Genomic DNA, 12017 nt, shown 5'->3' with positions numbered 1-12017 from the left:
TGTAATAAAGTTAACTAATCCAGTAATGTTTGTAATTGAACTAATGTTAATTCTTCGATAGCGTTTTTATCATAATTACTAATGCTTGTTTGATAAGTCGCAAGATTAGCCTCGACTAATCCGCTGACACCGGAGTCTTCCAATAGCTCAAACGTGATTGAATCCAGATTACTTAGCAATACATAACTAATAATATTAGCAATCGCATTAGTCTGTTCAACAGCGATCTGCAATAAATCAACATTATTTAAACTATTCAATTCATTAAACCTACGGCGATAATGCGCTAAATTCTGGTCGACGGTATTTATCACTCCCGTAGCATATAACTCGGTCATCATCATCGGACGTAAGTCATTAGCGAGTATATAAGTGCGTATAACAACCAATGCATTTATTTTGGTAATAATCTGCTGTAAATTCCCCACATCAGGCATTTCATCTGGATGTAACGTTTGCAATTTAGCCTTATAGTCAGATAAGTTAGCGTCAACTAACTCGTGGAGACTGGCCCTTTCTAACTGCAGGATCGTGAGCGAGTTTAAATCGGCGTTAATCACATATTCGCGAATAACCAAAAAGGCTGCATTAATATATTCTTTAAGCATTTGAGCTACACGTTTTTCAAACACATTTGGCACTGACGATGGCACCAGTTTAACCGACACTTCTGATGCGCCTAACGGGTCAAAACCATAGCGGCTGGTATAGTTTTCGCTTAATAAACTGCCAGTCACTGTCAATAAGTCATCGTTGTTTGCTCGTTCCAACTGCATGGCCATTTTCAAATTAATATTCGTTTCACCCAGCTGGTAAAACTCAGGCACAAAGCCAAGTTCTAGCAAAGAATATTTGCTGGTACCAAACTCCAATTGCTCATCGGGATCCGCACCGGCCATCCGCTGAGCGACAGCCATTGATTCTTGGTTTAGTTTTTCCTGAGTGTTGATGATGCTTTTAGATACTGTCTCTAAGATCTCATCCAGTGGTGCACTAACAAGGTGCTCAGACAGGGCTGCATTATAAGACATAATAAGTCTCCAAATTAAAAGGTAAAATTAAGGTCGGTTTAAAATTGATAGGATTAATTCAAATCATGTCCCCACTCCACGACAAGTGGATAAGGAGACCAAGAGGGGTGAATAGGTTTAAATTCAGGTATATTAGCTTGTATCAGCACATCTCTACCTTCAGCTTCAACACGTAATAACCAAGCCTGAGATCTTATACTAATCGAACCTCTACGCTGGATGTAAACACACTTAAAGTCTGCCAATGACATCCCATCATCATTGCAAATCAGTGTTATCAATCGAGTCATAAATTCATCACAAATATTAGTTTCTTGCGTACTCAGATCAACCTTGTGCCAAACTGGCTGTTCAGGTGAAATACCACACAAAATTTTATTCAAAACTAATTCAGGTTCAGCATAATCTTGCTCACCAACGACCATGTATTGCAAGATATGAACGGCACGTTGCTGTGCGTTTTCATTTACAAAAAAACCGTCTTTATTGGTGAAGGATAATTGCTTAAATAGGTCAGGTAAGTGAGGCAGACATAATGCTAAACCTGCATTATCTACCAATATATTATCTATTAACTCTAATTGCGGGTTAGAGGTTGATTGCGGTAATGTGGGAGACAGAAATAACGATTCGGGCACGACACAATCTATGTTTACAGGTGTTATTTTTGCATTTTCTAAAAAATACCAAAATAGAGTATCTTGACGCACTTCCGCACTATAAGACAATTGTGCACGCCAGCGCTCAAATCCAGACATTTGTTGCCAATCTTCTATCACCTGTTGTGATAATAGAACCTCGTCTAGCTGCCTATAATGATTCGAAACTATGGTATGCCACGCGGTTCGGATAAACTCATAGTGGTCAGAAACCGCTTCACAAGACTGTAAAATTAAGCGTAAAACGACTTGGCCAGCTCCCAGTTCATTCATGCCTTCAAGTACTTCAAGTTGAAACGGAATAGACCACTGATAACAGATTCGAGAAATTAACTCTGGCCTCTTTAGAATACGAGACAGTAAGATCCCCGCATCACGATGATCCAATTTAAAGTAAATATCACTTAATAGTTGAGCAATGTTTTCATTTGCCCACCAAGGTAATAACCCCGTATCCAAATAGTACCAAAATAACTCTTCATCGCTATGATCATGCGATTCAGCAATACCACTTAGACGAAGATTTTTATCCACCTCTGAATTGCTCTTTAGATTTCCCTCAATCAATTTCGATATAAAATCATCTGACTGTCGATTAACTAAAGAGACCCCCTCTTCCAGACGCGGTTGATTTAACCCATTCTTTTCTTCATATTCAACTTCATTGCGTTTTGCTAAAAAACGTTTGGCATTCGTCGTATTTTTAATCGTAATGTCTGAATTCGTTTTTACTTGCTGGGCGATTTCATTGGTAATTGCTTTGGTGATTATCTTAGGGAAGTCACGTAACAGTTTTGCTTGATCTAATCCTCTCTGATATTTACCTAAATCAACCTCCAAACGGTCAATACGAAGGTGCTCAATATTGTTATCCTTAAGAATTTCAGTGAAAGTTTCATCCAGCTTTCGTTTAAGCTTCCCTCGGCACAATCGACTAAAGCTATTTTGTAACTCAACGGCTTTGACTTGACTGTCTGTGTTAATGTCGACAGTCACTCTTTTTATATAATGCTTATCCCTAACTCGACGAGATATATCCATAAATGAACCTCATCGTTATAACAAACCAGCCATAACAGCGTTAGATTTACCATCAAGTGTCTCGCGAGTTATGGCTTCATCACCGAGTAGATAGCCCTGATATGTGGCTTTCCACTCTGTAATATGCGACGTAAACTCATTCCAATGACTCTCATCAAGCCAACGTAAATGCAGCTGAATATGCGCAGGCATCTCAGCACGTGCAATTCGTGCGACTAAGTTCCTGAATTCTGCATCCTTAAAACGACCTTGCTCGCGAGGTAGTACAACAGAGACTTGCATCGCATAAGGGTTTTTATACGTTATGCCCCGCTGCCACTTAACTGTAAACGTCTTATCTCGATCTGCGGCAGAGTCCAAATCAATACCCAAATCCAAAGCAATATCAATCTGATTAGTATCGACAATATTGACACTGTAATTACCTTCATATTCACTATGTTGGAATACACTGATAATCTCTCCCTCAATCAGCTGATGGTCATTACTTTCTAAAACAGTGTAATAATTACCATCATTACGCAATTGAGTAAGTAAAACACCATCATGATGTACATCTGGAATTTCAGTCTCGCTGTAAAGCAGCATATGCTCAATAACATGTAGTGCTTCAGTCTCTTCCTCAACGGCTAGTTTTGCCCTTAATCTACGCTCAAATCCTGATTTAACGTCATCTTGGTTATAGTTCTGCCCTTGATAACGATCGTGCGCGAGATCGGCCAGTTCATTCAAACAACGGTGTTTATCATGAAGGTATTGCTGGAACCCTGTGGCATTTAACGAGCGTTTAAGTAAATCATGGTCTGTAAACTGCTCCCCCAACCGAGCAAACAAGTGTGTAAGTAACCGATCTTCGTGTTTCAAATTATTAATCGCGCCCCAATCATGTTCCGCCTCATTCAGCACAGGTTCTAAAATATCTTTCATCGATTGCCAATAATCACCAGCCATGACGACCGAATCTCCCTGACAAGAAAACTCAGCAGCTTGATAAGTACGTGGTATATAAACATTTGAATCGACATCGTCGAGCTGTACATGTGAACGTGTTTTCATACTCAGTAGATCGCCCGTCATCGCAACTTGCTGTGTATAGTTTGCCAATAATTGATCAAATAATAATAAAAATGCTTGTAACTGTTTGACCTGGGCTAGGCGAGCGTCACCAGCAACAACCGGTAATTCATTATCTCCAACGCCATACACTGCGGGAAATATTTGTTGTACCGATTCATAACTTAAATCTACTTTAGCGCCGCCTGGTATCGGTAAGTCATACCAGAGCTTGTCTTCCAGCATTTGGTCTTGTTCGATCTTTCTCGCACTTAATAATGCATCAACGCGCTCATTATCGATGACACACAAGCTGTCATCTTTATAGCAATCAATAAAACTAGTCGCGATATTAGACACTTCGTCCATTTCATAAATCGCGTCTAAACGTGGAACACGGCCGCTTGAGATCGGCAGTACCCACTTACGCCAATCATCATCTTGCGGAACGGTGAAATTACTTATCGCGATCCCTTTAACTTGATTTACCTCGTCAAAATCCAGAATGATGCGTAATAGATCTGACACTCTAATATCTCTTCGTACCGTGACGGTATCAAGCAAGCTATCGCTGTAGTAACCAGTGTCTAAACGTGGACCTTGGTAAATACGGTCAATACTGAGCCCTTTATCTTTAAGTTCGACCTTACTTTCAACCACCAGCGTTGGATTAATATATTCTTCTATAGCGAGGTGAATATTCGTTAGTAGTAACTCCACATCTGTTCCCGATTTTACCTCGATGCCACCGTTAATCTTAATGTATTCAGGTTCAAGTAAGATTATTTCAACCAGCTCTTCACACAAGTTACGATAGCCAGACAACGTCAATGTGAGTTCTCGACGTAACAACTCTTTTTCATCCATCGTCAATTCAAGGTCAGGTTCAACCAGCGCTCGATAACGACCAGTAATATGAATAGGTTGAGTATATTCATCGGCGTCGTAATCCAGTTTATTCAAGCTCGAATTCCAATACATTGGGGACTCTAATAAACCAACAGGTTCAATCCAACCATTGCGAACTTGTTCATGGTCAAGCAGCACCCGACGTAAATCAGTCGCAGTGATGGGCGCACATGTTAATACTTCATCAGCGGTAAAAAAGTTATCGTCAGCCGATTCAGGCGTAACTCGCACTGGCATCGGAAGCGAAATATCGCCCCTACTAGCCAACAGACTCGGTATATCTAACTGTAACTTTTCTGCGATTTGAGCAAACTTAGCAACGAGTTGCTCTAAAATTGTAATACCAGGATCGGATACGCCATGATCCGTCCAACTAGCTTGGCTATATTGCTTAATATCTTCGAGCGTAAAATCGCGTAAAGAATTAAAATCCATTTTTTCAGGGAAATTGGTATTTTTCATAAGAAACATCTACATGTGAGTTAAAATGATGATTGCGCACAATGACACGGCAATAAGAATTAAAGCATTTAAGATGAGAGAGGATTAATGACTCGTTGTTTTAATTATGTAGCTAAGCGCATAATATGGAGGTCTATTTTCGTGAGCCTGCGAACCACCGACCGTACTTGTCTCAAAGCTGTGTGAATGAGAACCTGCCGATTCGGTATTTTGTTTATTTGAGCCTTCATCAAGTGGTGCATTACCACTTTTATTTGACCCCCATGATGCCCCAAAGTCCTTCCACCCGAGATCTACAACATGTTGATGTTCACCATTTGTTGAGGTTTCTCCACTATGCTTATGCGCTGGCATCTGCGCTTCAGTTAAAGTAACTTGATTTTCGCCGCCAGTCGCATGAACTTGATAATCAGCACCGGCACCAACAATGAATCGATTTAATAGATTAGGACGGCCGTCATTACCATCACACAATGCCCAACCAGTTGGAATTTGAGAGCCAGCCCACATAATAATGGCTCCCTTAGGCATAATTTGGTGGATATAAGTATTGATTGCATTCTCTGTCAGCAACTTATTATCATCATTGCCATTATCCGTTGACGTCGCAATATGGTTAATCGAAGTGCCATTTTGAACCGCTAATGACCCCGAAATTTCAACATCATCATCTATGATCAACGCCTGTGCATCCGAACCCATTAATTTCCCGGGGATACTCACTTTGTCATTATTATGATCGCCCAATAGGATTTTTTGCCCTTCAGCGCTAAGTGTCGCTTTAATTTCTAGCTCTTGTTCAACAATTAACTTACCGCTAATCGATAAATCACCATTGATTTTGGTGTCTTGATTAACCTCTAAGTAAGGCGTATCAGCAATTGCGGTGCCATTAAATGCGACCGCGCCATTTTCATTAATATGCAACCAGCTTTTATTTGTCGTTTCGTTCACCACGTTTATTGAACCGTTCACATATAAATCAGCATCCTCAACTTCATCTTCGCTCGACTTGATATAAACATTACCCGAGTTACTGACACGAAACGGCGTTGTATCCCCCTCTGCATCCTCAACATAAATGGCATCCTTACCTTGGTCGCCCGATAAATTCACATGTAACTTTGCTTTTGGCTGTGTTGTGCCAATCCCTATATCCCCAGCGCCTTGTTCTACAAATAGTCGACTATTACCACTGCCGGTCGTGAGGTTGAATCCCGAATAAGTCGCATCTGGTAACATATTAATGCGCCAGTTATGCGTTGTATCATCATAAAAATCCAATATATTTTTATCCGAACCAAAACTGGTAAATCGCAATGGTAAATAGGATTCTGAAGGCTTATTTATACCGTCATCACGTTTATTTAACACCGAATCAATTACATCGGCATAATCTTGCTCTGTAGGCTGTGCACCCGTTCTAAATTTTTCTTTTAACTCTCTGCGATTTTGTTCAGACATAATTCACTCTTTTGAATAGGTAGACTTATCCCTTAAAACGGATAAGTCTTAATTGAAAATTAGGATTAAATGAAGTTTTATTACAATGAAAAGTAACAGCTAGGATATGCGCCAGCTGTTTGAAGATTCGCTTTTAACGGACAATATTGTCTAATTCCATAACCACATAGCCGACGCCTTGAAATTTTTCGGCCTGGAAGTGTTCACTCGATATCACATCAACGACATGATCAACACTTGATACTAACAAACCGTCAGGGCGAGAAACTTGAGTTGAAAGTCCATCGATTTCACGCCATACCTGACTCTCATCATCCGTCCCTTCATATAAAGTCTCTTGTTCAAAGCCTTTAAATACTGCGACGTAATCGACATATTCTAATCGGTCAAGAAAATCGATAAGTTCACTAAAATATTGTTTATTACCGAGCTTTAATGCGGCTGAGCTATGATCTGACCAGGGTGTCAATTTACGCTTTAACGCTTCTACAATTTTAGCCCGGTAAATACCAGGTCCATAACCTGGTTTAAACCGTACCGCCATACGGTATTTACGTGCTTCGTGGTAAGGGCTATTAACCGTCAGTTTTACCCCCTGAGGAGCAAGACCTGCCAACTTATCTTCAATTCGCGTTAACAGTTCAGATGTGACCGCGGGCTCTAATACTGAATCTAATGGTTGACCAGATAAATCAGGTATAACCATCATATTCACCTGTCCAGGATCTACCGATTCATTGGCAAGTGTAACCTGCTCTCCTGCAGCCAAACATTTGGTATGGCGTAGTTCAGGGAAGTATTGCAATGCCAAACGTTCATAGTCCCATATGTTAACAGCACGTCCTCGATGGCGTAATCGCTCAGCACTATCCCGATAATATTGCTGACTATCAGCACCAGACTGGCCGCCATAAGAAGGATAGAACTGAGTCACGTTAATAATATCTGCATTTCCAGCCACAAAGCCAGTCACACTCTCTGCCGCAATCGTTGACGACTGGCCAGAGCCCATAGGAGTTATGCGTGTTGCAGACATTCCCTGAGATACAAGTTTAACCACTTTAGCTGCTGCATCAGCGTTTTTAGGAACCTGCATTGCTAACCAATGCTTTCCTTCTGGCATCAAAGGTCCCTCTGTCGTCGCGTCTTCTGGTAGTCGTACGCGGGTCACCCCCGAAAAGCTCATCGATTGTGTTGTATCGTCAAGGATATTTTCAACCGGTAAACTACGCCAACCGAGCTCTGTACGGTAGAACCAATGTACGTGAGGAGTATCGAGTTGAGCAGCTCCAGAGCCCGATATAACTTGGGTGAAAATATTAATCTCATCCAATGGTTGCGCATCCGTTAAACCAAGATATAAATAACCTTCGTCTTTAAACTCAGGCAACATACTCGCACCTAGCTCTTCTCGATTAGGGTTAATTGTCCAATCAACATTAACACCGCCAAATGGATGAATATGCGCTAAAAAGCTATGTTCATTATCATTCCAGATGTTCGGTGTTAATGTCTCTTCTGCTTTATAATTAACCGTGATCTTTTGTACCTTAGGTGTGTACGGTTCATTTATTATGTCGAGCTCTGATCCAGCTTGCTGACTTGCTTCAAGCATCTGTTTACGCATGACTAACGGATATATTTTATGCTGAAAATCCGGTCCCTTAAGATCTAATTTAAAATAGCGATTATGTTCTTGTGGTGATGATGACTTACTCTCGGTGTAATCAGGTAAGAATGTATAAGCACCATGCTTAAATCCTTGTGAAGCATGGATATGACTGATGCCTTCAGGGTCAGTATCAAATAATAATGGCGGTACATCGTCCAAATTAATCCAACCACGTTGATTATATAATGCAAGACCCACATTAAATTGGTTATTATTTAATGCCGGAACCTGAGTCGGATATGCATCGGTATAAGCTTTATAATAATCAGCTAAGTTGTCCGGTAATTGGACCCAGTCCAAATTAACAGTAATATCAGACAATTTTTTACGTGCTAGTTCATGATGCGTAAAATACAAGGCACTACCGACAAACGGTTGAAGGCCAAAAGGTTCACAAGGCTGATTAGCATTTAGCTCCCCGTCATCATTTCCTAAAATTAAAGACTCTAACCCCTCTACTTCCACCGATAGGTTCACATTCTCAAGCCGAATATGACGGAAGTACTCATAGGCCATATTGACGGCATCCTCACCTGACTCCTCGGGTGAAATATGACGAAGTTGGATCTTAAGTGCAGGCTCTGTTGCATTAAACCCTGGCACTGGCTCTGTCGGTGGTAGAATAGCCGGGTCTGTTCCTGCCAAATTAATATCAAATAAGAAGCCTGGGTACGTTTCCAATAGATAAATTTTATTCACATTAGCATTATCAACAGTTTCTGCATTCCATGCTTGCTCAACAGCAAGTGCATAGCGATAGCCTAGTTCGATATCCTCCTCATCCCCTTCAGGGTCTGGATCTTGTAAATAACGCAACTGTACAACGAGACCATTTGGATAAGTGACAATACGGTCAATATGCTCTGCGGTAAAAGGAAAGACATTACTGTCACTGCTCTTTAATGCCACAATTGATAAGTCATTACTAATGCGTTGATCACCAGATAATGCCAGATTAGTGAAGCGATACGCCAGTGTTTCGGTAACGCCTAACGACTTGCTCATCTCCTCCGGTAAATAGCCTAGAGGAGTAACACTTGCAGTCACACCACTCGCAGAAACGCTATCAACAGAAACCATTAAACCTGAATCTAATAAGATGAACTGACCTTGCTCTAACGATTCAGTAATTGCACCAAAACCATTATCTTCCGAGACTAAACTGATCTCTTGCTTACTGGGCGCATAGCTCAAACCAGTTAATGTTGTTGGCTGCTGTTTAAAACTAAGGTTATTCATGACAATATCTTGACCAGCACTTAGCCCCTGAATTCGGCCAAGGTAGACAAGTGATGCTTGCGAGGTACCCGCATCATATAAAACAATTTTCCAAATTGAACCATCTTTCATCAGTACATAGTTCTCACCATTAACCCTGCCAGCTAATTGAACCTGAAGGTATAAAGATGAGGTAGAAAATGTACTAACAATATCCTGACCTATATTAGCGACTTCAACATTAACAGCTTCATCTTGCGTACTTAATTCGAACCAATCATCACCTGCACTAAGCGATAAGTTAAAATGTAATAGCCCACTGTCTTGGGCTAAGGTCAAATCATCCAGCGGGAAACCTGTTTGCTGGCAGGCAACTGCAACCTTAATATTTCGTTCGCCCTCTGCCATCGCTAAAATAGGCGATACAATAGCGAGACCAGGTCCATAATAATCATTAGGGTCTTCACTTGTACTCATTTCACCAAATGCCGCTGTACCGACTTCATCGAATTCAACATTATCATTCGCAACAATATTTAGGACATCCCAACGGCCAACACTTGGCGCAACCTTACTGCGTGTTTGAGCATCTAAACGCTGTAAAATAGAGAAGAATCGAGGCCAATCCTCACCTTGAGTTCCATCAAGTACTTCTTCCACATTCTGCGCATACAAGTTAGTAGAAGTCGCATGAGTAGCGTGAATAAAACAATACTCATCAACAGTTAAACCTATAAATTGTGTTACGTACCGTGCAGATAAACTAAAATCATCAGTGGCTTTTAATTCAATATCATTAAGCGTCTCATAAAGGCTTTCTAACGTTGATGATGTCGTGGGTAAAGGTGGAAGTGGATCACTTGGGTTTGGCGAGCCTGCCACAAATTCTAATAACGCCTTAAGTCGACCTAATTCACCCAGGCTTGCAGGCTGATACAATTCAACCAGTTGTTTCGTTTGATTTTGCTTCCAACGTGAATCAAATGCGTCCTCAATATGTTCCATCGCGGTTACCCACAGATCTTCACTTGGGTAGTCTAATCCCTCATCGATAGATTGTTTATACACAGACATACAATCAATAAAGGCTGATAATGATATAAAACCTAACTGTACTTTTACGTAATAAACTAAATCGATGTTAAGGTCTTTGTCATCAGGTTCATCTGCTAACACTTGTTCATATTTTTCAAGCAATAAATCTAAGTTGATAGGCTCGTCGTAATAACGCCCTCTTGGATAAGGGGCCAGTAGATCACCTTGAAAATATTGGCCTAGCGCCCAACGAATCGCGACCTCAAAACCATTTTTATATTGCTTACGTAATATATTCAGTCCTTGATATTCCTGAGCAACACGTAAGCTTTTCACTTCTGTTATTTGAGCCTTATTAATACTATAAGTATCATCTAAGGCGTATTGAATAGCGGCTCCGCTCTCGTCGGTTCCTCCATCAAGTAAGCTCCCCTTAACGACAGTAGCGCCCTGAGCAGTCGCATTTAACTCAGCCACTACATGTAAATGATCAGCTTGACCTTCGTTAGGACTAATTTGTAATACTTGCTGGTAATAAAAATCAAGATGGCGCTGAGTTAAATCGGCAAACTGATAACGCATGACCTGTGTCATCCGTAAAAACAGATATACCATCACCCGCTGTGGCTGGCTTAACCTTGATAGACGGTCTAACTGTTCGCGCTGACGTCCTATAGGTAACTCGGTATCGACAGAAAAAATTTCTGGATTATCTATATATGCAAGTATCTGTTCTGGTTCAAGCGCGAGCAATCCAGACCAATCGCCTTCAACCTCACCTGATTCATTAATAAAATGGATATGTTTTGTCAGTTGCTGCATAAAAGCCAACTGCTGATCAATTGAGCGTTCTTCAATCGAGACAAATTCCGCGCTCAGCTCAGCAGCCAAGCGCTCATGTTGTTGGGTACCATTGCGCGCAATGGCATGCTGTATATTCATGAGGGCATGTTCCAAATAATAGTTAAAATTTAATTGATACAAAAACAGAAGGGGCTGTAACGAGATAAACGATACTAGGTAAACTGTATACGAAATTGGCCTTGTAATTTAAACTCACCGGTACCGGTATATTTGTTGTGTACACCGTCAACTTCAAAGGTTGCAGGCGGCATTATATTTTGCGAGGGTTGTGTCACGGTAAAAACGGCATCAAACAACTTACCTTGTAGAATAAAAAAAGCATTATTGTTCATTTTCGTGATTTTAGATTGCTGTTGCGATTTAAGCGCTTTAATAGTGAGTTCGCCTATACCTGGGGTATTATGTCCCGTTTTTAAATATTGAGCAGACACTTTCACACTTGTTTCATCGCCTTTAATACAGCATATTTTATTGCGGGTTTGAGGTAGGCCTTTCCCTTTAATTGACACAGGAGGAATCGAACCAAGTAAACTAATACCAGTAAAACTATTTACATCAAACACAACAAAATCATCCTGCATAATTACATTATCAGGCATATTGATAATC

Annotated in this window: 6 protein-coding genes; all 6 read right to left on the bottom strand. The window is 40.7% G+C overall.

Annotated elements, in window-relative coordinates:
• Positions 1–14: 14 nt before the first annotated feature.
• Positions 15–1031 (bottom strand): hypothetical protein, encoded by a 1017-nt coding sequence (locus tag HWV03_RS06430; RefSeq protein WP_211678993.1) that lies wholly within the window; start codon positions 1029–1031, stop codon positions 15–17.
• 53 nt (positions 1032–1084) lie between these two features.
• Entirely contained in the window at positions 1085–2731 is a 1647-nt protein-coding gene (locus HWV03_RS06425) for a contractile injection system tape measure protein (RefSeq protein ID WP_211678992.1), read from the bottom strand.
• A gap of 15 nt (positions 2732–2746) precedes the next feature.
• Entirely contained in the window at positions 2747–5155 is a 2409-nt protein-coding gene (locus HWV03_RS06420) for a hypothetical protein (protein ID WP_211678991.1), read from the bottom strand.
• 84 nt (positions 5156–5239) lie between these two features.
• Positions 5240–6619, bottom strand: coding sequence for a tail fiber protein (locus HWV03_RS06415; protein WP_211678990.1), 1380 nt, complete (start codon positions 6617–6619; stop codon positions 5240–5242).
• Positions 6620–6752: 133 nt separating this feature from the next.
• On the bottom strand, positions 6753–11486 hold the full coding sequence (locus HWV03_RS06410; RefSeq protein ID WP_211678989.1) for a hypothetical protein: 4734 nt from the start codon (positions 11484–11486) through the stop codon (positions 6753–6755).
• A 74-nt stretch (positions 11487–11560) separates the two neighbouring features.
• Positions 11561–12007 (bottom strand): hypothetical protein, encoded by a 447-nt coding sequence (locus HWV03_RS06405; protein WP_211678988.1) that lies wholly within the window; start codon positions 12005–12007, stop codon positions 11561–11563.
• Between the last annotated feature and the right edge of the window lie 10 nt (positions 12008–12017).

Origin of the sequence: Moritella sp. 36 (assembly GCF_018219415.1) — a bacterium.
Classification (GTDB): domain Bacteria; phylum Pseudomonadota; class Gammaproteobacteria; order Enterobacterales; family Moritellaceae; genus Moritella.
This window is presented reverse-complemented; position numbering and strand designations above follow the sequence as displayed.